Below are 23330 nucleotides of genomic sequence, written 5' to 3'. Positions count from 1 at the left end.
AAGCATTCCACCACGGGGCACCGACAGGCCCGCGTGCGGGAAGATGGCCCTCAGGGTCGACGAAGGGATGAGCACCGTGGCCCAGCTGATCTATTCGACCATCGCCTCACTCGACGGCTACGTCGCCGACCAGGACGGTCGCTTCGACTGGGCCGCCCCCGACGAGGAGGTGCACGCCTTCGTCAACGATCTCGAGCGGCCCGTCGGCACTTACCTGTACGGGCGCCGGATGTACGAGACGATGGTCACCTGGGAGTACGTCGGCGAGATGGCCGGCGGCGACCCGTCCGCCGCGCTGGATTTCGCCCAGTTGTGGCGGGCGGCCGACAAGATCGTGTACTCCACCACCCTGACGCGCCCGGCCAGCGCGAGGACCCGGATCGAGCAACGCTTCGAACCCGAGGCGGTCCGGCAGCTGAAGGCGGTGTCCGAGCGCGACATCAGCGTCGGCGGTCCGACGCTCGCCGCTCACGCGATCCGGGCGGGACTGGTCGACGACTTCCACTTCTTCGTCACGCCGGTGGTGGTCGGCGGCGGCACCCGGTCCTTGCCCGACGATCTCCGGCTGGACCTGACGCTGGTCGACGTGCACCGATTCGGGTCGGGTGTGGTCCACCTGCACTACCGCGTCCGTACCTGACCGCGCCGACGATCGGGCAAGATGGCGGTCGTGGCTGACCTCGAAACCCATAGATACGGCCCGGTGGACGGACCCCCGGTCCTCGCCCTGCACGGAATGACCGGGCACGGTCAGCGCTGGCGACACCTGGCCGACGGGTTCCTGCCGCAGGTCCGGATGCTCGCCCCCGACCTGCGTGGGCACGGCCGGTCGACCTGGGCGCCGCCGTGGTCGATCGACAGTCAGGTGGACGACCTGGTCGAACTGCTCGAGTCCGAGGCCACCGCACCCGTCGTGCTGGTCGGGCACTCCTACGGCGGCACCATTGCGCTGCACCTGGCCGCGCGGGCGCCGGAACTGGTACGCGGGCTGCTACTCCTCGACCCCGCGGTAGCCATCGATCCGACCAAGCTGCTCGAGATCGCGGATCTCACGGTGCGTTACCCGGACTACACCGACGCGGCGGAGGCCAGGTCGGAGAAGGTGCACGGCGCGTGGGCCGACGTCCCCGACGAGATCCTGGACGCGGAGATCGCCGAACACCTGATCGATGTCGAGGGCGGTCGGGTCGGGTGGCGGTACGCCGTGCCGGCGGTGGTCGCGTCCTGGGGTGAGCTCGCCCGCCCGATCGTGGTCCCGCGGGCGGACCTGCCGACCGTGCTCGTGCAGGCGATGCGGGTGCAGCCACCGTACGTCAGCGCCGAGTTGCGCGGGGCGCTGGCGGAGCGGCTCGGCGACCTGTTCACCGTCGTCGAGATGGACGTCGACCACATGGTGGCGCAGTCGCGACCTGCGGAGATCGCCGCGCTGATCGAGAAGCTGCTGTAGGTGGCCGCGACCACCGAGGAGCAGGTCGAGCGGGTCCGCGATCTGGTCGCCTCGATCCCCGCAGGGAAGGTCGCCACGTACGGCGACATCGCCGCGGCGGCGGGCCTGTCGAGCCCTCGGACGGTCGGCTGGATCATGCGCACCGACTCCTCCGACCTGCCCTGGCACCGGGTGGTCCCGGCGTCCGGGCGACCGACCCCGCATCTCGCGCACCGGCAGATCTCGAAGCTCGCGCTCGAGGGCGTGCCGATCGACGACGGGCGGGTGGATCTGCGCGCGGCACGGCACCGGTTCTGATCGCGGCTCGCCGCGGCGGATGGCATCGTCGGTCCCATGTCCGGCGAACGTGACCTCGATGTCCTGCTCTCCTCGATGAACCCCGCACGCCGACCGGGCACGTACGTCTTCGTGTCCGTGCCGGTCGACGAGGCCGACGGCATCCGCGCCGCCGCGACGGTGGTCGAGGACGAGGGCGTCACCGTGGTCGTGACGAAGGCCCAGGCCGACGACCGCGGCTGGCACTACGACTTCGAGGCCGCCTGGATCACGCTCCGAGTGCACTCCGCACTGGATGCGGTCGGGCTGACCGCTGCCGTGAGTACCCGACTCGCCGAGGCCGGGATCAGCTGCAACGTGATCGCCGGGTTCCATCACGACCATCTCCTCGTGCCGGTCGAGAAGGCAGACCTCGCCCTCGCCGCGTTGGTTGCCACACCCCGCAACCCCGCGTAGAATCGAACACATATTCGAACTCGGGGGGGTTGATCGACATGAGCCGCGCACCACACGCCGAACACATCCCGATCACCGACCACGAACGATCCCTGCTCACCGAGACCGAATGCCACCCTCGCCGCAGCCATCCGACTGCGCGACGGCACCTGCCGCCACCCCGGCTGCACCGTGCCCGCCGACCGCTGCCAGATCGACCACATCGTCCCGTTCGACCACGACAGACCCCGGCTCGGCGGCTGGACCATCGCCACCAACCTCCAGTGCCTCTGCCTCCTGCACCACCAGTTGAAAACCACAGGCTACTGGCACTACGACATGCTCGCCGACGCAATCATCCACGCCCACAACACCATCGGCCAACACGACATCACCCTGCCGATCCTCCGCCGAAGATACGACTAGCGTTGCGTAATGACGTGCACACTGGTGACCACCTGGCGCGGACGTGAACTCGAACCCACCACCGGCGAGTCCGCGGGCGGAATCGACGCCACCACCATCCTCGACTGGGGCCGTTTCGGACCCGTCACCCCAGCGACCGACGACTTCCTCAGGTCGACGCACCGCTGGGTCCAGCAGCACATTCGCGCCGTCTACGCCCTCGACGACACACAACCCGCTTCGGTGACCCTCGCGCATGGCCGCGGCTCCTGCAGCCAGCGCCTCGCGGTAGTCGAGGCTCTGGCCCGGCGCGCCGGTATCGCGACGCGCGTGGAGGGCCTCGTCCTGCGCGGCGAATTCTGGTACCCGCGCTTCCGGTACCTTCGACCGTTCGTCCCCGACCGCGTGCTGCTGGCCTGGCCGAGCTTCCGCGTAGACGGCCAGTGGTTAGACGCGTCCGCCGCGTTCAGCGGACAGGGGTGCACGACCTCGGAACCCTTCACCAACAGCGGCGCCGAGACCCTGTTCGACGCCGCGGGCCGCAGCCCCATCAGTTGGAGCGCCGCCACCCAGTCCGCGGCCTGCCTCGACCTCTCGGGCCACGTCGTCCAGTCGCTGGGATCCTTCGATTCCCGCGACGGCCTGTTCGCACGATATGGCCAGACCCTGGCCCGTCCGGTGCGGACCGTTCTGGAGCCGTTCTCGAGCAGGTGGAGCGCGGGCTGATCACCGAACCCGTGCCGCCAGCTCGTCGCGGATCACCTCCAGCCCCCTGACCACCTCCGCGAAACTCGCGGTGAGCGGGCTCAATCCGAGACGTAGGCCCTCGGGAGCTCGGAAGTCGGGGATCACACCCCGCTCCCATAGCACGGGCGTCATCTCGCGAAACTCCGGGTGGTCGACGGTGACGTGGCTGCCGCGTCGCCGCGGGTCGCGCGGCGACGCGATCGTGGCGCCGAGCGGAACCAGCCAGTCGTCGACCAACTCGATCGCGAACCCGGTCAGGGCGACCGACTTCTCCCGGATCGCGGCGATGCCCACCTCCTCGATCATCGCGACGGTGTCACGCAGGGCGATCATGCCCAGCACGGGCGGGGTGCCGCTGAGGATCCGGCGGATGCCGACCGCGGGCAGGTACCCGGGTCCCATCTCGAAGCAGTCCGCGCGGCCCATCCACCCCCAGATCGGTTGAACGAACGTGTCGAGGAGTCCGGCCCGGACGTATCCGAAGGCGGGCGATCCGGGGCCACCGTTCAGATACTTGTAGGTGCAGCCGACGGCGAAATCGACTCCCCACGAATCCAGTTCGACCGGGACCGCACCGACGGAATGACACAGGTCCCAGAGGATCAACGCCCCGACGTCGTGCACGATCCCCGTGATCGCCGCGGCGTCGGCCAGGTATCCGGACCGGTACGCGACGTGACTGAGCACCACCAGCGCCGTCCGCTCGCCGACGACGGCGGCCACCTGCTCGGCGCACACCCCCGAGCGCGGGTCCGCGGCGATCCAGCGCAGCGTCGCCCCCGACTCGGCCGCGACACCCTCGAGCACGTAGCGGTCGGTGGGGAAATTGTCCGTGTCCAGCACGACCTCGTCGCGACCGGGTCGCAGCGCGAGCGCACCGCGGACCAGCTTGTAGAGCAGGACGCTGGTCGAGTCCCCGACCGCGGTCTGGCCGGCGGCCGCGCCGAGCACCGCCCCGCCCAGTTCGTCGCCGATCGTCAACGGCATATCGAACCACTCCTCGTCCCAGCCGCGGATGAGCCGCGCGCCCCAGCTCTCGGTGACGAATCGTTCGATGCGCCGGGCACTGGCCAGGGGCGGACGGCCGAGCGAGTTCCCGTCCAGATACGACACGACGGATTCGTCTCCCGCGCCGACGAACCGACCACGCAGCTCCCGCAAGGGGTCGCCCGCATCGAGTTCGGCCGCACGGACCGCGAATACCCCTGCGGCAGCATTGCCCTCGTTCATCCGAACTGCTCCTCCCACTCCTCCACCGCGACGTTGCGCACCGAGGCGACCCACCGGGCCCAGTCCTGATCGCCGGACGGCGGCGGTCCGGGCGCCCACGCGAAACCCCGGCACCGCGCCGGCCAGGCGAGCGCGATCGCGTCGAGTACCGCCGCGCGATCGAGGCCGGCCGCCAACAGCGCGAGCAGCTCACGGTCGTTGACGCCCACCCGCTGGGGTCCGTTGCCCTGATCGGTGCCGTAGATCACCGTGCCGCCGGCGGCGCGGAAGCGTCGAACGTTGTCGACGGCGACCTCGAACGCCGCACCGTCGCCACCCCGCCCGTGGATGTCGAGAGTGCTGATCCACTGCACGGCCGGCCCCATCGCACCCAGCAGGTCCGCCGACAGCCGCTCGGTCCACGGCGCGTGCGCCAGCCGGTCCACCCCCGCAGCAAAGGCCCGCTCGACCTGCCCGGTCCCCTCCGCGTGCGCGACGACCCGGCGACCGCCCTCGTGCGCGGCGCGGACGAGAGCGCCCAGCGTCGCCTCGTCGAGGGTCGGTCCGGCGTCCGCGTTCAGCATCACCTTGACGAAGTCGGCACCCGCCCGCGCCTGTTCGTCGACCGCGGCCGCCGCGTCGGCGGGCCCGGTCACCGCACGCACCGAGCCGGCCCGGGCCCAGGTTCGGTCGCTCGGGTAACCGCCTGCAGCGGTGAGGAACTGGCCGGCGAATCGCACCTCGGGCAGGCCCGCGCGGACCCGGCCGCCGGCGAACGGCGCGAGCGTCGGCAGCGCGGAGCCGAGATCGTGCACCACACTCAACCCGCCCGCGTACAGGTCGCGGGCCTCGACGAGGTCGAGATGCACGTGAGCGTCCCGCATCCCGGCGAACACGCATCCCGGGACCGTGAGATCCCCACGACCGTCCGACTGGGTGCGCGATTCGACCAGCTCGACGCGACGGCCGCGCACCCTCAGCCGGCACGGTCCCGACCAGGCTCCGCGCCACAGGTTTTCGACGTCGAGGGTGACCGTCGAACTCGTCATTGCCCGATCTCGGTGCGCGCGGCGAACAGTTCGGGGAAGAAGCTCTGGTCGAGCGCCCGTTGCAGATACCCGGCGCCGCCGGACGATCCGCCGGTCCCCGGTTTCATACCGATGACTCGGAGCACCGTCCGCAGGTGCCGGAACCGCCACAGCTGGAAGCTCTCCTCCAGGTCGACGAACTCCTCGAACGACTCGTACGCACGCCAGTTGTCCTCCGGGTGCTCGTAGACACGCCTGACGAGTGCCATCAGGTCGGGGTTGAGCACGTAGCCCCGGCTGACGTCGCGATCCAGCGCGGAGACCGGGACGTCGTAGCCGGCACGCGCCAGACATCGCCAGAACTCGTCGTAGAGGCTCGGCTCGCGCAGCAAGGCCTCGAGCAGGGCGTGGGCGGGCGGGTCCGACTCGAAGACCGTCAGCGTGGCCGCGTTCTTGTTGCCGAGGACGAACTCCACGGCGCGGTACTGGCAGGACTGGAACCCCGACGCGTTGCCGAGGAAACCACGGAACTGCGCATACTCGGTGGGCGTGAGCGTCGCCAGGATCGACCACTGCTCGGTGAGTGTCTTCTGGATGTGCTTGACCCGGGCGATGCACTTGAGTGCCATCCCGATGTCGTCCTCGGCGAACGCCCGGCGCGCCGCGCGGATCTCGTGCAGCACGAGCTTGAGCCACAGCTCGGTGGTCTGGTGCGCGATGATGAACAGCATCTCGTCGTGGTGCTGCGGCTCGCTGACGGGATTCTGTGCGCGCAGCAGGGTGTCGAGATCGAGGTAGGAGCCGTAGCTCATCGCGGACCTGAAATCGGTCACGATGCCGGGTTCGAGCTCCCGGAAGTTCGAGTCTCCGGCCATCACTGCCTCCTGGCGGCTGTATGACGACGATCACCGACGAATCTCGCAGGTGCACGGGGCTCGGTCAACGATGGCGCCACGCGGCGAGTCGACCAATCGAACATGGGACGATGAACCCATGACTGCCGAACCGTTCGAGGCCATCGTCCTGGCCGGCGGATCGGCCACGCGCATGGGCGGCGTCGACAAGCCGTCCATCGAGGTCGGCGGGCGCACGATGCTCCGCACCGCGCTGGATGCCGTGGCGGGAGCCGCTCGGATCGTGGTCGTCGGACCGTACCGGGAGGACCTCGACCCGAGCGTGCGTCAGACCCAGGAGTCGCCGCGCGGTTCGGGCCCGGTCGCGGCCCTCGCCGCTGGGCTGCGGAGCGTGGGAGAGGGCTCGCTGGTCGTTGCGCTGGCCGCGGACCTGCCGTTCCTCGCGCCGTCCACCATCGAGCGGCTGCTCGACGCGCTCGCCGCCGACCCCGCCGCGGATGCCGCGTTCGCGATGGACGACTCCGGACGAGTGCAGTTCCTGCTCGGGGTGTGGCGCCGTCCGGCGCTGACGGCACGACTCGACGCGCTCGGTCCGGACGGCGCGGTGAACCGGGCGATGAAGTCCGTCGTTCCGAAAAACCATGTCACCGTGTCGATGTCAGGGATCTCCGACTGCGACACCGAGACCGACGTCGCGGCCGCCCGCGCCCGCGCGGCAGAGCCGGTGACGATCGCACAGGCCCGGCAGGCGATACGCGACGGCGTGCCCGCCCTGCCCGTGCGCGTCCTGGCACCGACTGCCGCGCTGGGGGCCGTGCTCGCCGAACCACTGGTCGCCGCCGCTCCCCTGCCCCGTTTCGACGTCTCCGCGATGGACGGCTACGCCGTGTCCGGTCCGGGCCCGTGGGAACTCGACACCGCGATCCGGTACGCCGGGTCGGAGGAGGACCTCGCCCTCGCGCCCGGCCACGCGGTGCGCATCGCGACCGGGGCACACGTACCGCCGGGCTCGACGTCGGTGGTGCGCGACGAGCACGTCGAGCGCACCGGCACCTCGCTGAGCCGACGGGCCGATGCGCCGATCCGCGACGACACCCGTCGCAGCGGCGAGGACTGGCAGGCGGGCACTCCCCTGGCGGCCGTCGGCACCCGCGTAACGCCCGCGGCGGCGTCGGTCGCGCTGAGCGGCGAGGTCGCCCGGCTGGCGGTCCGCGGACCGGTCCGCGCCCACGTCGTGGTCACCGGTGACGAGATCCGCCGGGACGGCCCGTTGCGCGAGGGGCAGACCCGCGACTCACTGGGACCACTGCTGCCGCAGTTCCTTTCCTGGTGCGGGGTCCGCACCGCCACCGAGTCGCACCTGCGCGACACCGCGGGCGGATTCGACGAACTGCTCGCCCGACCTGCCGCCGGAACCGACGCCGAGCTGATCGTGATCGTCGGCGCCACCGGCGGCGGGGCGGCGGACCACATGCGGCTGGCCCTGCAGCGACGGGGCGCCCGGACGATCGTCGGACGGGTCCTGGTCCGCCCCGGTGGATCACAGATCGTCGCGGCCTTGCCGGACGGACGAATCGTGTTGGGGCTGCCGGGAAATCCGTATGCTGCCGTGGCGACACTGCTGTTGACCGCGCCGACGGTGGTGGCGGCGATGACCGGCGAACCGAGCCCGGTACCCACGACCGGTGTCGTCGCCAACGCCACGCAGGCCTGCTCGGACTTCCCGCGGGTCGTTCCGCTCGCCCTCCTGCCGGACGGCCGGTGGCATGCGGCAGGTCACGTGCGCACCGCCCACCTGGCCGCGCTCGTCGGCGCTCAGGCGCTGGCGATCATCGAACCGGGGACACCTGACGGTGGTCGCGCGGAGCTTCTGCCGCTGCCGCGTTGACGTAGCGCGACACCAGCAGCCGCACCAGCTCCGGGTGCACGCCGAGCGGCTCGGCCACCCCGTCGGCGCCCGCATCCGCAAGTCGCGTGTGAAAGAGCCCGTGCGCCAGCAGGTACGAGGCCACGAACACGCGGCGCCCGCTCTGCTCCCGCAGGCGTGCCACCACATCGGGCACTCGCGGCTGCGCCGTGGCGACGTATCCGATCTCCACGCGATCGCCGGTCGACGCGGCCAGCATGGCCGCGGCCCGGCGCACGTCCGCGAGCGCCCGGTGATCCGACGATCCGGCGGCAGCGAGCACCACCGCGTCTCCCCGACGCCAGCCCGCCTCGCGCAGCCGTTCGAGCAGCACCCGTGCCAGCACCGGGTCCGGCCCCAGCGCCGGCGTCACCCGCACGTCCGGGTGCCCCGAGTCCGACACCTCACGGGGCACGTCGGTGTGCACGTGATAGCCGGAGGCCAGGAAGGCCGGCACCACCACCGCCGGACCGGAAAGGTCTCGCAGGACCTCCGCGGGCGAGGGTCCGAGCACGTCCACGAATGCGACCCGGGTAGGTCCCACCTCGGCGGCCACCCGGTCGGCGAGCGCCGCCACCATGTCGACACCTCGCGTGCTGCGGGTGCCGTGCGCCACCAGCACCAGGGCGGGCCTAGTCATCGCCACGCTCGGGGGCGTCACCGCAGTCCACGGGATCGAGCGCCAGTCGGTAGCCGCGCTTGACCACCGTCTGCACGATCTTCGGCGCGCCGAGGCAGGACCGCAGGCGGGCGATCGCCGTTTCCACCGCGTGGGTGTCACCGCCGCCGCCAGGCAACACCGTCAGCAGCTCGTCCCGCGAGACGACACGTCCCGGCCGGTGCGTCAGGGTGCGCATCAATGCCATTGCGGCCGGGGGCAACTGGCGAACCTCTCCGTCGACGACCACGCACCTGCCGCGCACGCTCACATCGTGTCCGGCCACCCGCAGCAGCAGCGATCGGCGCGGCAGCTCCTCGGCGATGTGCCTCGCCAGCGAACCGAGTCGGGCCCGCGCCGGGATGCTGGTAGGGACACCCAGCACCTCGAGCGGCGCCGCGGTGACCGGTCCCACGCAGACCGCGAGGACGCGGCCGCGCAGCGAGTGCAGCAGCGGGTCGACGAGACCGATCTCCTTGGCTCGCATCAGCATCGACGCGACCGCCGGTGCACTGGTGAAGCTGACCGCGTCCAGCGAGCCACTGACGGTCGCCTCGATCATCCGGTCCATGCCGCTCTGGTCCTCGGGTGGTGTCCACCGGTACACCGGAACCGGCACGACCTCCGCGCCTGCCAGGCGCAGCACCTCACAGAAGTCGGGCAACGGTTCCCACTCCGTGGTCGCGCCGTGCAGCTGCACCGCGATCCGCTTGCCCTCCACTCCTTCCGCGAGCAGGTGGTCGATCACCTCGGCGGACGACTCCGAAGGCGGCGACCACTCCTCGCGCAGATCGGCGGCGCGGATGGCTCCCTTCGCCTTGGGTCCGCGAGCGAGGATCCGCGAAGCAGACAGTGCGGCAGTCAATCCCTCCGCCAGGCCCCAGCCGTCCGCAGCCTCCATCCAGCCGCGGAAGCCGATGCCGGTGGTGGCCACCGTGATCTCCGCGGGCACGTCGATCAGCTCCCTGGTGACCCGCTCGAGCTCGGCATCGTCGACGAGCGGGATGATCCGGATCGCGGCCGCCGAGACGACTGTCGCCCCGCGCCGGGTCAGCAGGGTGCTGAATTCCTCCGACCGGCGGGCGGCGGTCACCCCGACGGTGAACCCGAGCAGCGGCTCGCCGATCCGGGGTACCGCCCCCGACTCGCTCATGCGCTGGCCCGATCGACGCCGGAGCCGCTGGCACTCTGAGCGGCGGAGCCGCTGTGAACCTGCACCACGCCGGCCCACACGCGCACGTCGTAGACCGGCAGCCGCACCGACTCGTCCTCCAGGCAGCGGCCGTCGACCAGGGAGAAGACCTGCTTGAGCAGGGGCGAGACCACGATCGGTTCACCCGCCCGGTCGCCGACCAGTCCGCGCGACATCACCGCGGCGCGGCCGAACGGGTCGATGTTGCCGACCGCGTACAGGGAACCGTCCTCGAGCAGGAACAGTGCGGCCTGCTCGGCGCCACGAATGAGCACCGCCACGCCCCGCCCGGGGATCAGATGGCTGAGCGGACAGGCCGAGGTCCATTCGAGTTTTCCGTCGTTGACGCTGTCGCGTCCGGGTCCGGTCACGTTGTGGGCCCTCGTTTCGGTAACGGTCATCACGACCCCTCCTTCGTGCAGGCTTACTTTCTACGTTTCCGGTGTTACCTGGGCGTTAAGCTACGATTCCCGGAGCGTAAGCGGCATCGGCGGCATTCCCATCAGGACCGGCACCTTGCGAGAGCCGGACTCGTCGAACACCACCGTGGGGTCGGCCTCCTCCGGGGCGTTGACGAACGAGACGAACCGCGAGAGCTTCTCGGGGTCCTCGAGCACGCCCGCCCACTCGTCCCGGTAGCCCTCGACGTGCTTGGCCATCTCCGACTCGAGTTCCGACGCGATGCCGAGGCTGTCCTCGCACACCACCGCCTTGAGGTGGTCGAGACCGCCCTCCATCGCCTCCACCCACGGCGCGGTGCGCTGCAGCCGGTCGGCGGTGCGCACGTAGAACATCAGGTACCGGTCGATGTAGCGGACGAGTGTGTCGTCGTCCAGTCCACCGGCGAGCAACTGTGCATGCCTGGGCGACTGCCCGCCGTTGCCTCCGACGTACAGGTTCCAGCCGTGTTCGGTGGCGATGACGCCGACGTCCTTGCCCCTCGCCTCCGCGCACTCGCGCGCGCAACCCGAGACCCCGAACTTGATCTTGTGCGGCGAACGCAGTCCGCGGTAACGGTTTTCGAGGGTGACGGCCATACCGACGGAGTCCTGGACACCGTAGCGGCACCAGGTGGAGCCGACGCAGCTCTTCACCGTGCGCAACGACTTGCCGTACGCCTGACCCGATTCCATTCCCGCGTCGACCAGTCGCTTCCAGATCGCGGGCAGTTGTTCGACGCGGGCACCGAACAGGTCGATGCGCTGACCGCCGGTCACCTTCGTGTAGAGCCCGAAGTCCCGTGCCACCTCACCGATCACGATGAGCTGCTCGGGGGTGCACTCGCCGCCGGGCATCCGGGGCACCACCGAGTAGGTGCCGTTCTTCTGGATGTTCGCCAGGAAGTGGTCGTTGGTGTCCTGCAGACCGGCCTGCTGCCGGTGCAGGATGTGGTCGGAGTCGGTGGACGCGAGGATGGACGCCACCACCGGCTTGCAGATGTCGCAGCCGGACCCGGTGCCGAACTTGGTGATCAACGCGGAGAAGGTGCGGGTGCCGGTGGCCCGGACGATCTCGAACAACTCCGCACGGGACTGCTCGAAGTGCTCGCACAGCGCCTTGCTCATCACCACGCCCGACGAAGCGAGTAGCTGTTTGACGGTGGGCAGGCAGCCGCCGCAGGTCGTCCCCGCGTTGGTGCACGCCTTGACCGACGCGATGTCGCACGCGCCCTCCGCGATCGCCCCGCAGATCGCCCCCTTGGTGACGCCGTTGCACGAACACACCTCGGCATCGTCCGGCAACGATCCGGCTCCCGGCTTCTCCCCCGCCGGCGAGATCAGGGCGGCGGGATCACCCGGCAGTTCACGGCCGACCAACGGCCGCAGCGACGAGTACGGCGTCGCGTCGCCGACCAGGATGCCGCCGAGCAGGATCCTCGCGTCGTCCGAGACCACCAGCTTGGCGTAGGTGCCCTTGGCCGCGTCGGAGAGCACCACCTCGAGTGCGCCGGGTGTCTTCGCGTGCGCGTCGCCGAAGCTGGCGACGTCCACGCCCATCAGCTTGAGCTTGGTGGACAGGTCCGCGCCGGGGAACTCGGCGCCGCCGCCGAGCAGCCGGTCCGCCACGATCTCGGCGGTGGTGTACCCGGGGGCGACGAGTCCGTAGCAGGTGCCCGCCACCGCCGCGCACTCGCCGACCGCGTAGATCGCCTCGTCCGAGGTGCGGCAACCGTGGTCCGTGAGGATGCCGCCGCGCTCGCCGACCTCGAGCCCCGCCTCCCGCGCCAGCTGGTCGCGCGGCCGCACGCCCGCCGAGAACACCAGCAGCGCCGCCTCGATCACCGAACCGTCCGAGAGTTCGACGGTCACCCCGTCGGGGCCAGGGGCGATGCCCGCGGTGCCGACGCCCGCGTGCACGGTGACGCCGAGATCGGTGACCAGCCGCGACAGCAGCGCGCCGCCGCCCTCGTCCACCTGCAGCGGCATCAGCCGCGGCGCGAACTCGACGACGTGCGGAGTCATGCCCATCAGCCGCAGGGCGTTCGCCGCCTCGAGGCCCAGCAGCCCGCCGCCGACCACGACACCGACGGCGCCCGGACCGGCCGCCTCGGCGCGGGCACGGATGCCGTCGAGGTCGTCGAGGGTGCGGTAGACGAAGCACTCCGGCCGGTCGTGCCCGGGCACCGGCGGCACGAACGCGTACGAGCCGGTGGCCATCACGAGAGCGTCGTAGTCGAGCGTGTCACCGGCCGACGTGGTGACCGTGCGGGCCGCGCGGTCGACGGTGTCGGCGCGCACGCCGGTCCGCAGATCGACCAGGGCGTCGCCGCGGTAGTCGTTGCCGGCGAGCGCGAGTTCCTTTGCGTCCCAAGATCCGACGTACGACGACAGCGCGACCCGGTCGTACGCCGGCAGTTCCTCCTCGCACAGGACGGTGATCCGCCAGGCGCCCGCCTCGTCGCGGGCGCGCAGTGCCTCGACGAACCGATGTCCGACCATGCCGTGGCCCACCACCACTACCGACTTGTCGCTCATGCCGCAGCCTCTTCCTCGATCGATCGTGATACTCGGTTGTCAGACCAGCACGGGAGACTGGTTGTCGTCGGTGACGCCGCGCTCGGCCGGGCGGCGGAGGAACACCACCCAGGTAACGACCACGCACGCGAGGTAGAAGCCGAGGAAGACCCAGAAGGCCATCGTCGCGGACTTCGCCGGGCTGCTGTAGGACGCGCGCAGCACCAGGTTGATGCCGACACCGCCGAGGCCGCCGATGGCGCCGGCGAACCCGATCAGCGCCCCGGACATGCTGCGCGACCAGGCCGCCTTCCCGGACGCACCCAGCTCGTCCAGCCCCTGCGCCTTCGCCTCGAAGATCGACGGGATGATCTTGTAGACCGACCCGTTGCCGAGGCCCGAGAGCAGGAACAGGGCGATGAACCCGAGCACCAGCGCGGTCATCGAGCCCTTGCTGCTCGCGGTGACCAGCACCGCCGCCGCCAGCGCCATCGCCACGAAGGTGTACAGGGTGATCTTGCCGCCGCCGATGCGGTCGGCCAGCTTGCCGCCGATCGGGCGGGCGATGGATCCGAGCAGGGGCCCGATGAACGCGATCTGGGCGGTGTGCAGGGCCGCCTGAACGGGGGTGTCGCCGCCGGCGAGGTAGTTGATCTGCATGACCTGGCCGAACGCGAAGCTGTACCCGATGAAGGAGCCGAACGTCCCGATGTAGAGGAAGGCGATCACCCAGGAGTCGCGGTACTTCAGCGCCGCACCCATCGCGCGCAGGTCGGCCTTCTGGTTGCCGAGGTTGTCCATGAACAGGGCAGCGCCGACCGCCGCGGCTCCGACGAACACCAGGTACACGGCGCAGACGATCCACGCCTCGGTGTTGCCGACGGTCGCGATGACCAGCAGACCGATGAGCTGGATCGTCGGGACACCGATGTTGCCGCCGCCCGCGTTCAGGCCGAGCGCCCAGCCCTTGAGTCGCTGCGGGTAGAAGGCGTTGATGTTGGTCATCGAGGAGGCGAAGTTGCCCCCGCCGACGCCCGCGAGCGCCGCCACCAGCAGGAACGTGGTGTACGAGAAGCCCGGATCGAGCATCAGGTACAGCGTCGCGAGCAGCGGGACGAACAGCACCAGTGCACTGAAGACGGTCCAGTTGCGACCGCCGAATCGCGCGGTGGCGACGGTGTACGGGATGCGCAGGATGGAACCGACCAGTGTCGGGACCGCGACGAGGAAGAACTTGCCGCCCGCGTCGATGCCGTAGACCCCGACGGGCATGAACAGGACCATCACCGACCAGATCGACCACACCGAGAAGCCGACGTGCTCGGCGATGACCGACCAGATCAGGTTCCGCCGGGCGATCTGCTTGCCGCCCGCTTCCCAGGCCGCCACGTCCTCGGCGTCCCAGTGCTCGATGTAGTGCGGGCGCGGCGAGGCCGGAGCCTCTGCCGCGCCGGCCACTGCAGTGGCGTCGTCCGAACGTGTGGTCACCGGGCCTCCTCGTGTGCTTGGGAGTCCCAAAGCTACGAGTCGGATGTTGCCCGGGTGCTGCGGTCAGTGACCCCGCAGTGAACTTGCGCTCACCATCGCCGGACCATTCCGGTGAGGAGGTTTTCGCAGGTAAACGCCGCGTTACCCGGTGTGACGGGCACCCCAGGAGTCTTCCAGGAACCGCGGCTTGCAGGCCTGGTAGGCGCCCAGGGTCATCACGGCCACGGCACCGAGCAGCAGCGCGAACGGCCAGGTCCAGCCGCCGGTGGCGTCGTGCAGGACGCCGAACAGGAGCGGTCCGATGCAGGCCACCGCGTAGCCGAGGCCCTGGGTGAAGCCGGACAGCGCCGCGGACCCGGCACCGGTCCTGGTGCGCAGGTTGATCAGCGTCAGCGACATCGGGAAGGTGCTCGGACCCAGTCCGAGCGCGATGATCCACACGATCGGCGCGGCCATCGGGGCGAACAACAGTCCCGAGAAGCCGATCAGGTAGGCCACAACGCAGCCCAGCACAACGGGGAACGGGTTCGCGATCCGGATGCACAGCGACGGCGCCCCGATCGCGGCGATGAATCCCACGGCCGAGAACAGTGCGACCATCGCGCCACCGAACCCCGCGCTGGCGCCGGCCTCGGTGAGAATCTTGGGAATCCAGGTGAACATCGAGTACGTGATCAGCGACGTCATGCCGAACATGCCCGCCATGCCCCACGCGACCGGCGAGCGCCAGGCCTGCCCCTTCGACTCCCCGGAGGTGACGACCCGCTCCGCGGTGACGTCGGACCGGTCCCGGCCGCGCCGGCTGAGGATCACCCCGATCCACGGGAGCGCGGCGGCGACGGGCAGCAACGCCCACACGCCGAGCGACGTCCGCCAGCCGAAGGCCTCGGCGAGCGGCACCGCGACCAGCGCGGGCAGCATGGTGCCGATCTGCACGCACGTGATGTAGACGGTGCTCACCACGGCCAGTCGGTCCGAGAAGTAGCGCTTGACCAGCGGCGGGATCACCACGTTGCCGATGCCCATGCCGCCGAGCGCCAATGCCGAGAAGAACAGCAGCCCGAGGGTGCCCGACATCGCCGAGCGCGTCGCGATCCCGATCGCGGTCATGGCCATCGCCGCCAGCGCCACCCGCTCCAGCCCGAAGCGGAGCGCGAAGCGCGGGGTGAGGATCCCGAACACCGCGAACATCGCCGTCGGCAGCATGCCGAAGACCCCGGTGACGGTCGAGTCGAAACCGACCTCCGCGCCGATCTCGTCGAGCAGCGGCGTGATGGAGGTGACGGCGGTGCGCAGGGTCAGCGCGGAGAGCACGATCGCAACGAGCACCATCAGCCGTCCGGCCACGAGCGAGCGCCTGGACATCGCCTCATCCTGCCGTCGGGCCGTCTGCACCGTCACCACTCACCTCGCGTGTTCTCGAACTTCGCCCCTGACATCGGACCGAGAAATCATAGGATGACTGGATGATCGGATGCAACCGACTATGATGCGGGTGACAGCCCAGCAGAGAGAGTGACAACCGTGCAGCCCGTTCGCCGTACCAGCCTCATCGCCCAGGTCACGGACCAACTCCGTGCCGAGATCACGGCCGGGAGATGGCCGATCGGCGAGCGAATCCCGACCGAGCCCGAACTCGCGGAGTTGACCGGGACCGGACGCAACACCGTCCGCGAGGCGGTCCAGGCACTGGTGCACGCGGGCATGCTCGAGCGCAGGCAAGGCTCGGGCACTTACGTGATCGCCACCAGCGACCTCTGCGGAACGCTCGGCAAGTACTTCGCGTCTGCGCACGAGCGGGACGTGCTCGAACTGCGTCAGGCCTTGGACGTCACCGCCGCCGCCCTGGCGGCGCGCCGCCGCGACGCCACCGACATCGACCGGCTTCGCACGCTACTGGAAGCACGGAACGCGTTGTGGCGCAACACCACAACGGTGACCGACACCGAACAGAGGGCGGCCGTCGCGGCGGACCTCGCCCTGCATCGCGCGATCGTCGCGGCCAGCCACAACGAGGTCTACCTGGAGTTCTACGACTCCCTGCTGCCGACCATCGAACAGACCATCTCGCGACATCCCGTGGACCCCGCGAACTCCTTCGAGACCGAACACCACGAGTTGGTGCAGGCCGTGATCGACGGCGAGGCCGAGCGGGCCGCCACCGCGGCCCGACGGTTCCTCACCGAACTGCTTTCGCAGCGCACCCCGCGGGAATGACCCGAGGGGCCGTTTAGTTGAAGTTTCTATGACATCGAACAATCCGGTCCTCCAGCAGTTCCCACTCGGAACGCCGTGGCAGGCGGTGGACCCGTTCCTCTTCGTCGCCTTCCACCGCGACGACTATCCCGAGGGCACAGCCGAGCTGGGCCCCGACGCCTCGCTGGCCGGTCGGCCGCTCGGCCAGGACTTCGGGAACCCCGCAGGCTGGAACATGTACCACGGGGATTCCGTCCCGGGGTTCCCCCAGCATCCGCATCGCGGCTTCGAGACCGTGACGTACGTGCGCGAGGGTCACGTGGACCACGCCGACTCGCTCGGCGCGACCGCGCGGTACGGGGCAGGCGACACCCAGTGGCTCACCACCGGCCGCGGCGTGTCGCATTCGGAAATGTTCCCCCTGCTCGAGCGCGACCACGCGAATCCGCTGGAACTGTTTCAGATCTGGCTCAACCTCCCGGCCGCGTCCAAGGGAGCCGAGCCGCACTTCTCCATGTTCTGGAACGAGCACACCCCGCGCGTCACACACACGGACGACGCCGGCCGTGTCACCGAGGTGATCGTGATCGCGGGACGCCTCGACCACGCCGAGCCGCTCATGCCGCCGCCCGAGTCGTGGGCGTCCAGCGACTCCTCCGATCTGGCGATCTGGCACCTGGACCTCGGGCCCGGCGCCGAGTACGAGCTACCCGCGGCCGCCTCGGCCGACACCCACCGGGTGCTGTACGTGTACGACGGGTCGACGGTCCGGATCGGCGCTGCGCCTATCGACACCGGCACCGGGATCCTCGTGGACGCCACCGGACCCGTGACGCTGACCGCGGGTGACGGTGGCGTCAAGATTCTGCTGCTCCAGGGTCGGCCCATCGGCGAGCCTGTCGCCCAGCACGGACCGTTCGTCCTCAACGACGAGGCGGGGCTGGTGCAGGCCTTCGACGACTACCGCCGCACCCGTTTCGGCGGCTGGCCCTGGCCGTCGGACGGGCCGGTGCATCCTGCGGATGCGGGACGGTTCGCCAAGCACCCGAGTGGCCGCGTCGACACCCCGTGACCAGGTAACCGTCCCTAGACTGAGGCCGTGCGTACCGTCCACCACGCGAGGCTGGCCGCCACGGACCCCGCCACGCTGTATCGGATCATGATGCTGCGTACCGCGGTGTTCGTTCACGAGCAGGGCGTCGTCTCCGAACCCGAACTCGACGGCCGCGACCTGCACGCGTCCACGACGTTGTTCTGGACCGAAGAGGACGGACAGGTGGTGGCCACCCTGCGGGTTCTGGCCGACGAACCGACGGTGCACATCGGGCGGGTGGCCACCGCGGTCACCGCTCGGGGCCGGGGTATTGCCGGCGAGCTGCTGGCGACGGCCCTCGCGTCGATCCCGGGCGAGGTCGACATCTCCGCCCAGGCCTACCTCGAGAGCTGGTACGGCCGATTCGGGTTTCGGCGCACGGGGCCGAACTTCTCCGAGGCCGGAATCGACCATGTGCCGATGCGGCGGCCGGCGGTCGGGCCGGCACCGCCGGAATGAGGCGTCGCGCTCAGAGCATCAGTCGGATCAGGTCCGCGGTCCGCACCAGCCCCGGCAGCGCCTCCGGTGTGGACCGCGGATGCAGGGCGTGCACCGCGAGACGGAACATCAACGCGCGCAACAACATCTGCGGCCACTCGGGTAGGTCCTCCCAGCGCCCGATCAGCTCCTCGTCCGCCCCACCCCAGGACAGCGCGTCGACGACGGCGACACCCGCTGCCCAGCCCGCGGGTCGCCAGTACGGGGTGATGTCGGTGATGCCCGGAGCCTCCGAACCCGAAAACAGGACCGTGCCGAACAGGTCGCCGTGCACCAACTGGTCCGGGCTGAGCACCTGCTTCCGCAGCGTCGCCAGCTGACCGATCAGCTCGACACTCGTGCGACCGTCGGCGGAGGTCGCCTCGAACTGTCCCTTGACCCCGCGCAGTGGAACCTGCTCCCACGCGGCCCGGTCCGCCGCGACGAACACGTCGACGTCCGCCCACGGCGCCACCGGCGGCTGCACCAGGAACCGGGGTCGCTCGAGCGGCGCCGTCGCCGCGTGCAGCCGCATCGAGAGCGAGACCACCTCGTCGTGCCGGGGCTCCGGCGAGCCGTCGATGAACGTGTCGGCGCGCCAACCGGAGACCACGTAGCGGCCGTCGGTGGCGCGCACCGGGCGCGCCAACCGAACCCCGTCCGGGTTGAGCGTCTCGCGCACCTTCGCCGACCAGGCCGCGCGGGCGTGATCGGCGACGGGCGAGAGCACCACGTCGTCGCAACGCCAGCCGCCCTCCCAGTCGGCACCGAGCGGGATCGGCTCGACCTCACGCAGGCCGAAGGTGGACCGCACATGCGAGGGTGGTTCGACGGAGCTCACGCCCCCAACGCTACCGCCGTGACCCGGCGCGCCGAGCCTGACGCGCCGCCACTCAGTAGACCGGGAGGGTCCGGTCGACCTGCTGCGCCCAGGCGATGATTCCGCCCTGCAGGTGGGTCGCGTCCGCGAATCCCGCCTGCTTGAGCGCGGCCAGCACCTCCGCCGACCGCACCCCGGTCTTGCAGTGCAGCACGATCGGCCGGTCCTGCGGCAACTCGGCCAGGGCCTCGCCGGACAGGATCCGATCCTTGGGGATCAGGACCGCCCCGGGCAGATGCACGATGTCCCACTCCACCGGCTCGCGGACGTCGATCAGCTCGATCTCCTTGCCCGCCCCGATCATGTCCGCGAGCTCCGGCGCGGTGACCGTCGACCCGACTGCGGCCGCGACGCCCTCGTCGGAGACCACACCGCAGAATGCGTCGTAGTCGATCAGCGCGGTGACCGGTTGGCGGGCGGGGTCGCGGCGCAGCCGGATCGTCCGGTAGCTCATCTGCAACGCGTCGTAGATCATCAGCCGGCCGAGCAGCGACTCGCCGATGCCGGTGATCAGCTTGATCGCCTCGGTCGCCATGATCGATCCGATCGACGCACACAGCACGCCGAGAACCCCACCCTCCGCGCAGGAGGGAACCATCCCCGGCGGCGGGGCCTCCGGGTACAGGTCGCGGTAGTTCAACCCGCGGCCGTCGGGGGCGGCCTCCCAGAACACGGACGCCTGGCCCTCGAAGCGGTAGATCGAGCCCCACACGTACGGCTTGCTCGCCAGTACCGCGGCGTCGTTGACGAGGTAGCGGGTGGCGAAGTTGTCGGTGCCGTCGAGGATCAGGTCGTACTGCGCGAACAGTTCGACGGCGTTGTCGGGTTCGAGCCGGAACTCGTGCAACCGCACCTCGACGTTGTCGTTGATCTCGCGGATCGAGTCGCGGGCGCTGTGCGCCTTCGGCCGGCCGACGTCCGAGCTGCCGTGGATGACCTGACGCTGCAGATTCGACTCCTCCACCTCGTCGAACTCCACGATGCCCAGGGTGCCGACCCCGGCGGCCGCGAGATAGAGCAACGCGGGCGAACCCAGTCCCCCGGCCCCGATCACGAGCACTCGGGCGTTCTTGAGGCGCCGCTGCCCGACCGTCCCGACATCCGGAATGATCAGGTGCCTGCTGTAGCGCGCCACTTCCTCCCGACTCAGCGCGGCGGCGGGTTCCACCAGCGGCGGCAGGGACGTGCGAGGCGACGAGTTGGACGACACCACCCCATTGTCCCCCGGTCGGCTACGGTCTAGCGCGCCGGTCCACCGATCCCAGGAGCCCCGATGAACAGCCCGTCCGATCCCGCCGCCTACCGAGCCGTCGTGTCCGTGCGGTGGTCGGACATGGACGCGTTCAAGCACATCAACCACGCGCGGATGGTGACCCTGCTCGAGGAGGCCCGGATCGACTGGCTGCACAACGTGGACCCCGGCGCCGGGGCCCTGCTGCAGAGTTCGGTGGTCGCGCATCTCGAGGTCCGGTACCGCTCGCCGTTGACGCACTCCGATGCGCCGCTGGCCGTGACGATGTGGCTGGAACGGGTGCGCACGGTGGACCTGACGGTCCGCTACGAGGTCCGTGCGGCAGACGCGCCCGCCGATTCGAAGCCCGCCGTGGAGGCGAGCACCCAGCTCGCCCTCGGGGACCCGTACACACAGAGCCTGCGGCGGCTGACCGCGCAGGAACGCGCCCACCTGGAGCCGTGGGTGCGGGCGTGACCGGCCGAGGGCCGCTCAGCCTCGCGGGTACGGCCAGGGATTGAACCGGCAGGTCTTGCCGTCCATCGGGACCACGCCCTCGGGATCGAGCCGGGCGATGTCGTTGTTCGAGACGCCGAAGGACTGCTGCATCATCACCGGCGCCAGCCCGCCGTCCACCTCGCACGGTTGGTGCTGCTGGTACCCGATGGCGTGCCCGACCTCATGGTTGATCTGGTACTGCCGGTACGACCCGATGTCGCCTTGGAACGCGACCGCACCGCGCACCCAGCGCGCCTCGTTGAGCACCACCCGGTCGATGCCGGGGTTGTAGCACGAACTGTCGACCGGGATGTCGTATCCGCACGCCTGCCGGGTGGTCATCTGCGAGGTCAGCGAGATGCGGAAGGTCGGGTCGCCGCTGTCGACCCGCTGGAACGCAAACCGGTGGTCGTTGGTCCAGCTCTTCGGGTTGGCGAGCGTCTGGTCGACCATGCGCCCGAAGGACTCGTCGCCACCGAAGCCCGCGGTGTCGACGCCGTCCTCGACCTCGACGGTGTAGGTGAAGACCTGCTCGGTGCCCTGTCCGGTCTTCGGCGTGGCACCGGGAATCACTCGCCAGTTCCCCGTACCGGTGGCGGTGAACGGACCGCCGTCGGGGAGCGCCCCGGACGGCAGCGACGCCGCGAAGGCGCCGTCGGCCTTCGGCGGCGCGCCGATCACGCCGGTGCCGTCGGTGCCGGTGCTCCGGGTGCCGAATCCGGGGTCGCCCGTCGCGCTCTGATCGACCGAGCCGCCGTCCCCGCGCACCGCGTCCACCACGACCAACACCGTGACCACCAGCAGGATCGGGATCGCGTAGGCGCGCCAGCCGTACATGGCGACGAACTTGCCGAGCTTGCTCTGCTTGCGCGCGCTGCGTTCCGGGCGCGGGCTCCTGGGCCGGCCGACCTCCCGACCGATCGGATCCCACTGGGCCCGCAACGGCTGGTGCGAACCCACGCGACCAGGCTCGCGGTCGTCCGAAAACGTGTCGCCGGAGCTCGTGCGGTCGTCGGGAACCCTGGGGTTCTCGCCGCGCAGACGCGGTCCACCTCGATCCGTCACCAAGCCAGAATCTCACAGTCCCGGGCCGCCGACGTCCGGCACGCCGATTGCGCCTTTACCAGAACGTGACGGTGGTCACCGCAGAGGGGGTGAAGGGATGCTGGCCACTGGTGCCCATTGCGGTACCTGGAATACTGGGTCGCACAGCCCGCGCCATTACGCAGATCGACCCGGGAACCATCCGGTATCGTTCGACTACTTTGTGCACCCAGTGCAGTGAGCACCCTCACACACGCCGCACGAGGCACGCGATGGTGGTTACGCAGATTGGGAGCACGATGACAGAACTCGCTGACCGGACCTCGTCCGATCGTTCCGCAGCCCCGGCCGGGCGCGCGACTACCAAACGCAGCACCCGCCTGCCTCGGGACGAACGTCGACTGCAACTGCTCCAGGCCGCCAGTGAGGTCTTCGTCAGCCGCGGCTACCACTCGGCGGGAATGGACGAGATCGCCGAGTGCGCCGGCGTGAGCAAGCCCGTCCTCTACCAGCACTTCCCCGGCAAGCTCGACCTCTACCTCGCGGTCCTGCAGAGCTACGTGGACAGCCTGATCTCCGGGGTGCGGCAGGCGCTGCGCTCGACCACCGACAACCGACAGCGTGTGCGCGCGGCGGTGCAGGCGTTCTTCGACTTCGTCGACAACGAGAGCCAGGGCTACCGGTTGGTGTTCGAGTCCGACCTGATGGGTGATCCGCAGGTGCTCGCCCGCGTCGACCGGGCCACCGAGGCCTGTGTCGACGCCGTCTTCGATCTCGTCGCCCACGATTCGGGCCTCGACCCGTACCGGGCCCGCATCCTCGCCGTCGGACTCGTCGGCACCAGCCAGTTCACCGCGCGGTACTGGCTGCAGGCAAACCGGCCGATCCCCAAGGAAGAGGCCGTCGACACCACCGTCGTGCTCGCCTGGGGCGGTCTGTCGCACGTGCCGCTGCAGTCCTGACCCGGACACGACAATGGGGCGCGGATCGAGATCCGCGCCCCATTGTCGTGTCTGCGACCCGTCAGCTCGCGAAGCCGACCTTGCGGGTGTCCGAGGGCCCGATCTCGACGTAGGCGACCTTCGCCGCCTGGATCAGGAACTTGCGGCCCTTGTCGTCGGTGAGGGCGAGGACTCCGGCCGAATCTCCGCTGAATGCGCTGGCGACGAGCGCCTCGACCTCCTCCGGGGTCTGCGTGCTGTTCACGATCAGCTCGCGCGGGCTGTCAGAAACGCCGATCTTGACCTCCACGGCCAACCTCCGAAATCTCGTGCCGTCACTACCGATGCCCAAGGCTAGTGCAGCCGACTAC

General features: G+C 70.1%; 25 protein-coding genes. 12 read left to right on the top strand and 13 right to left on the bottom strand.

The features are described from left to right. Nucleotides 1-76 precede the first annotated feature (76 nt). The 6 genes from ACFVH2_RS04390 (at nucleotide 77) to ACFVH2_RS04365 (ending at nucleotide 3289) form a co-directional block, all read left to right on the top strand. Nucleotides 77-640: a dihydrofolate reductase family protein gene (locus ACFVH2_RS04390; RefSeq protein ID WP_378422672.1), complete on the top strand. Its 564-nt coding sequence runs from the start codon at nucleotides 77-79 to the stop codon at nucleotides 638-640. Between the two features lie 21 nt (nucleotides 641-661). Further along, a complete protein-coding gene (locus ACFVH2_RS04385; protein ID WP_378422609.1) occupies nucleotides 662-1447 on the top strand; it encodes an alpha/beta fold hydrolase in 786 nt (261 codons plus the stop codon). Further along, on the top strand, nucleotides 1448-1744 hold the full coding sequence (locus ACFVH2_RS04380) for an MGMT family protein (RefSeq protein WP_378422607.1): 297 nt from the start codon (nucleotides 1448-1450) through the stop codon (nucleotides 1742-1744). Between the two features lie 36 nt (nucleotides 1745-1780). Next, nucleotides 1781-2179 carry an ACT domain-containing protein gene (locus ACFVH2_RS04375; protein WP_378422605.1) on the top strand — a complete coding sequence of 133 codons (399 nt, stop codon included), beginning with the start codon at nucleotides 1781-1783 and terminating at the stop codon, nucleotides 2177-2179. A 171-nt stretch (nucleotides 2180-2350) separates the two neighbouring features. After that, nucleotides 2351-2584: a hypothetical protein gene (locus tag ACFVH2_RS04370; RefSeq protein WP_378422603.1), complete on the top strand. Its 234-nt coding sequence runs from the start codon at nucleotides 2351-2353 to the stop codon at nucleotides 2582-2584. Nucleotides 2585-2593: 9 nt separating this feature from the next. Beyond that, nucleotides 2594-3289 (top strand): transglutaminase domain-containing protein, encoded by a 696-nt coding sequence (locus ACFVH2_RS04365; protein ID WP_378422601.1) that lies wholly within the window; start codon nucleotides 2594-2596, stop codon nucleotides 3287-3289. On the opposite strand, the gene ACFVH2_RS04360 is transcribed toward ACFVH2_RS04365, so the two are convergent. From ACFVH2_RS04360 to ACFVH2_RS04350, 3 genes are read right to left on the bottom strand one after another with little or no spacing between them, the layout of a single operon-like run. Beyond that, nucleotides 3290-4540: a kynureninase gene (locus tag ACFVH2_RS04360; protein WP_378422599.1), complete on the bottom strand. Its 1251-nt coding sequence runs from the start codon at nucleotides 4538-4540 to the stop codon at nucleotides 3290-3292. Beyond that, nucleotides 4537-5568: a hypothetical protein gene (locus ACFVH2_RS04355; RefSeq protein WP_378422597.1), complete on the bottom strand. Its 1032-nt coding sequence runs from the start codon at nucleotides 5566-5568 to the stop codon at nucleotides 4537-4539. Before ACFVH2_RS04355 ends, ACFVH2_RS04360 begins: the two co-directional genes overlap by 4 nt. Then, nucleotides 5565-6422, bottom strand: coding sequence for a tryptophan 2,3-dioxygenase (locus ACFVH2_RS04350; protein WP_378422595.1), 858 nt, complete (start codon nucleotides 6420-6422; stop codon nucleotides 5565-5567). Before ACFVH2_RS04350 ends, ACFVH2_RS04355 begins: the two co-directional genes overlap by 4 nt. A gap of 118 nt (nucleotides 6423-6540) precedes the next feature. Between ACFVH2_RS04350 and ACFVH2_RS04345 the strand changes: the two genes are divergently transcribed. Further along, on the top strand, nucleotides 6541-8289 hold the full coding sequence (locus tag ACFVH2_RS04345; protein ID WP_378422593.1) for an NTP transferase domain-containing protein: 1749 nt from the start codon (nucleotides 6541-6543) through the stop codon (nucleotides 8287-8289). On the opposite strand, the gene ACFVH2_RS04340 is transcribed toward ACFVH2_RS04345, so the two are convergent. From ACFVH2_RS04340 to ACFVH2_RS04315, 6 genes are all read right to left on the bottom strand, one after another. Then, on the bottom strand, nucleotides 8231-8947 hold the full coding sequence (locus tag ACFVH2_RS04340; RefSeq protein WP_378422591.1) for a sirohydrochlorin chelatase: 717 nt from the start codon (nucleotides 8945-8947) through the stop codon (nucleotides 8231-8233). The genes ACFVH2_RS04345 and ACFVH2_RS04340 overlap by 59 nt on opposite strands. Next, nucleotides 8940-10118, bottom strand: coding sequence for a uroporphyrinogen-III synthase (locus ACFVH2_RS04335; RefSeq protein WP_378422589.1), 1179 nt, complete (start codon nucleotides 10116-10118; stop codon nucleotides 8940-8942). The genes ACFVH2_RS04340 and ACFVH2_RS04335 overlap by 8 nt, the downstream gene beginning before the upstream one ends. Beyond that, nucleotides 10115-10558, bottom strand: coding sequence for a nitrite reductase small subunit NirD (gene nirD / locus ACFVH2_RS04330; RefSeq protein ID WP_378422587.1), 444 nt, complete (start codon nucleotides 10556-10558; stop codon nucleotides 10115-10117). Before nirD ends, ACFVH2_RS04335 begins: the two co-directional genes overlap by 4 nt. Nucleotides 10559-10618: 60 nt before the next feature. After that, nucleotides 10619-13132 carry a nitrite reductase large subunit NirB gene (gene nirB, locus ACFVH2_RS04325; protein WP_378422585.1) on the bottom strand — a complete coding sequence of 838 codons (2514 nt, stop codon included), beginning with the start codon at nucleotides 13130-13132 and terminating at the stop codon, nucleotides 10619-10621. Nucleotides 13133-13171: 39 nt separating this feature from the next. Beyond that, nucleotides 13172-14569, bottom strand: a complete 1398-nt coding sequence (locus ACFVH2_RS04320) for an MFS transporter (protein WP_378422670.1) — start codon at nucleotides 14567-14569, stop codon at nucleotides 13172-13174. Between the two features lie 171 nt (nucleotides 14570-14740). After that, nucleotides 14741-15964, bottom strand: a complete 1224-nt coding sequence (locus ACFVH2_RS04315) for a CynX/NimT family MFS transporter (RefSeq protein ID WP_378422583.1) — start codon at nucleotides 15962-15964, stop codon at nucleotides 14741-14743. A gap of 159 nt (nucleotides 15965-16123) precedes the next feature. Between ACFVH2_RS04315 and ACFVH2_RS04310 the strand changes: the two genes are divergently transcribed. Genes ACFVH2_RS04310 through ACFVH2_RS04300 form a run of 3 tightly spaced genes read left to right on the top strand, consistent with a single transcriptional unit; the run spans nucleotide 16124 to nucleotide 18347 of the window. Beyond that, nucleotides 16124-16816, top strand: coding sequence for a FadR/GntR family transcriptional regulator (locus ACFVH2_RS04310; protein WP_378422581.1), 693 nt, complete (start codon nucleotides 16124-16126; stop codon nucleotides 16814-16816). A 28-nt stretch (nucleotides 16817-16844) separates the two neighbouring features. After that, nucleotides 16845-17867 carry a pirin family protein gene (locus ACFVH2_RS04305; RefSeq protein ID WP_378422579.1) on the top strand — a complete coding sequence of 341 codons (1023 nt, stop codon included), beginning with the start codon at nucleotides 16845-16847 and terminating at the stop codon, nucleotides 17865-17867. A 27-nt stretch (nucleotides 17868-17894) separates the two neighbouring features. Continuing rightward, complete coding sequence (locus ACFVH2_RS04300) at nucleotides 17895-18347, top strand: GNAT family N-acetyltransferase (RefSeq protein WP_378422577.1); 453 nt, start codon at nucleotides 17895-17897, stop codon at nucleotides 18345-18347. 10 nt (nucleotides 18348-18357) lie between these two features. Here the strand turns inward: ACFVH2_RS04300 and ACFVH2_RS04295 are convergent, their stop codons facing one another. After that, nucleotides 18358-19206 carry a TIGR02569 family protein gene (locus tag ACFVH2_RS04295; protein WP_378422575.1) on the bottom strand — a complete coding sequence of 283 codons (849 nt, stop codon included), beginning with the start codon at nucleotides 19204-19206 and terminating at the stop codon, nucleotides 18358-18360. Between the two features lie 52 nt (nucleotides 19207-19258). Next, nucleotides 19259-20455, bottom strand: coding sequence for an adenylyltransferase/sulfurtransferase MoeZ (gene moeZ / locus ACFVH2_RS04290; RefSeq protein WP_378422573.1), 1197 nt, complete (start codon nucleotides 20453-20455; stop codon nucleotides 19259-19261). 63 nt (nucleotides 20456-20518) lie between these two features. Here moeZ and ACFVH2_RS04285 point away from each other — a divergent pair, with 63 nt between their 5' ends. After that, on the top strand, nucleotides 20519-20953 hold the full coding sequence (locus tag ACFVH2_RS04285; RefSeq protein WP_378422571.1) for an acyl-CoA thioesterase: 435 nt from the start codon (nucleotides 20519-20521) through the stop codon (nucleotides 20951-20953). 15 nt (nucleotides 20954-20968) lie between these two features. On the opposite strand, the gene ACFVH2_RS04280 is transcribed toward ACFVH2_RS04285, so the two are convergent. Continuing rightward, complete coding sequence (locus ACFVH2_RS04280) at nucleotides 20969-21934, bottom strand: DUF3152 domain-containing protein (RefSeq protein WP_378422570.1); 966 nt, start codon at nucleotides 21932-21934, stop codon at nucleotides 20969-20971. Between the two features lie 383 nt (nucleotides 21935-22317). Here ACFVH2_RS04280 and ACFVH2_RS04275 point away from each other — a divergent pair, with 383 nt between their 5' ends. Continuing rightward, nucleotides 22318-22980, top strand: a complete 663-nt coding sequence (locus tag ACFVH2_RS04275; RefSeq protein ID WP_378422569.1) for a TetR/AcrR family transcriptional regulator — start codon at nucleotides 22318-22320, stop codon at nucleotides 22978-22980. A 61-nt stretch (nucleotides 22981-23041) separates the two neighbouring features. Here the strand turns inward: ACFVH2_RS04275 and ACFVH2_RS04270 are convergent, their stop codons facing one another. After that, nucleotides 23042-23269 carry a DUF3107 domain-containing protein gene (locus ACFVH2_RS04270; RefSeq protein WP_378422567.1) on the bottom strand — a complete coding sequence of 76 codons (228 nt, stop codon included), beginning with the start codon at nucleotides 23267-23269 and terminating at the stop codon, nucleotides 23042-23044. Between the last annotated feature and the right edge of the window lie 61 nt (nucleotides 23270-23330).

This window comes from Rhodococcus sp. NPDC127527 (assembly GCF_042672245.1).
GTDB lineage: Bacteria > Actinomycetota > Actinomycetes > Mycobacteriales > Mycobacteriaceae > Rhodococcus_G.
Note: the sequence above shows the minus strand (reverse complement) of the source record. Positions and strands in the feature narration are given on the sequence as shown.

What these genes read in the sequence shown, in the direction of transcription:
- ACFVH2_RS04385 (WP_378422609.1), top strand. Translation starts at nt 662, where the DNA reads ATGGCGGTCGTGGCTGACCTCGAAACCCATAGATACGGCCCGGTGGAC.
- ACFVH2_RS04375 (WP_378422605.1), top strand. Translation starts at nt 1,781, where the DNA reads ATGTCCGGCGAACGTGACCTCGATGTCCTGCTCTCCTCGATGAACCCC.
- ACFVH2_RS04365 (WP_378422601.1), top strand. Translation starts at nt 2,594, where the DNA reads ATGACGTGCACACTGGTGACCACCTGGCGCGGACGTGAACTCGAACCC.
- ACFVH2_RS04360 (WP_378422599.1), bottom strand. Translation starts at nt 4,540, where the DNA reads ATGAACGAGGGCAATGCTGCCGCAGGGGTATTCGCGGTCCGTGCGGCC.
- ACFVH2_RS04355 (WP_378422597.1), bottom strand. Translation starts at nt 5,568, where the DNA reads ATGACGAGTTCGACGGTCACCCTCGACGTCGAAAACCTGTGGCGCGGA.
- ACFVH2_RS04350 (WP_378422595.1), bottom strand. Translation starts at nt 6,422, where the DNA reads ATGGCCGGAGACTCGAACTTCCGGGAGCTCGAACCCGGCATCGTGACC.
- ACFVH2_RS04345 (WP_378422593.1), top strand. Translation starts at nt 6,541, where the DNA reads ATGACTGCCGAACCGTTCGAGGCCATCGTCCTGGCCGGCGGATCGGCC.
- ACFVH2_RS04340 (WP_378422591.1), bottom strand. Translation starts at nt 8,947, where the DNA reads ATGACTAGGCCCGCCCTGGTGCTGGTGGCGCACGGCACCCGCAGCACG.
- ACFVH2_RS04335 (WP_378422589.1), bottom strand. Translation starts at nt 10,118, where the DNA reads ATGAGCGAGTCGGGGGCGGTACCCCGGATCGGCGAGCCGCTGCTCGGG.
- nirD (WP_378422587.1), bottom strand. Translation starts at nt 10,558, where the DNA reads ATGACCGTTACCGAAACGAGGGCCCACAACGTGACCGGACCCGGACGC.
- nirB (WP_378422585.1), bottom strand. Translation starts at nt 13,132, where the DNA reads ATGAGCGACAAGTCGGTAGTGGTGGTGGGCCACGGCATGGTCGGACAT.
- ACFVH2_RS04315 (WP_378422583.1), bottom strand. Translation starts at nt 15,964, where the DNA reads ATGTCCAGGCGCTCGCTCGTGGCCGGACGGCTGATGGTGCTCGTTGCG.
- ACFVH2_RS04305 (WP_378422579.1), top strand. Translation starts at nt 16,845, where the DNA reads ATGACATCGAACAATCCGGTCCTCCAGCAGTTCCCACTCGGAACGCCG.
- ACFVH2_RS04285 (WP_378422571.1), top strand. Translation starts at nt 20,519, where the DNA reads ATGAACAGCCCGTCCGATCCCGCCGCCTACCGAGCCGTCGTGTCCGTG.
- ACFVH2_RS04275 (WP_378422569.1), top strand. Translation starts at nt 22,318, where the DNA reads ATGACAGAACTCGCTGACCGGACCTCGTCCGATCGTTCCGCAGCCCCG.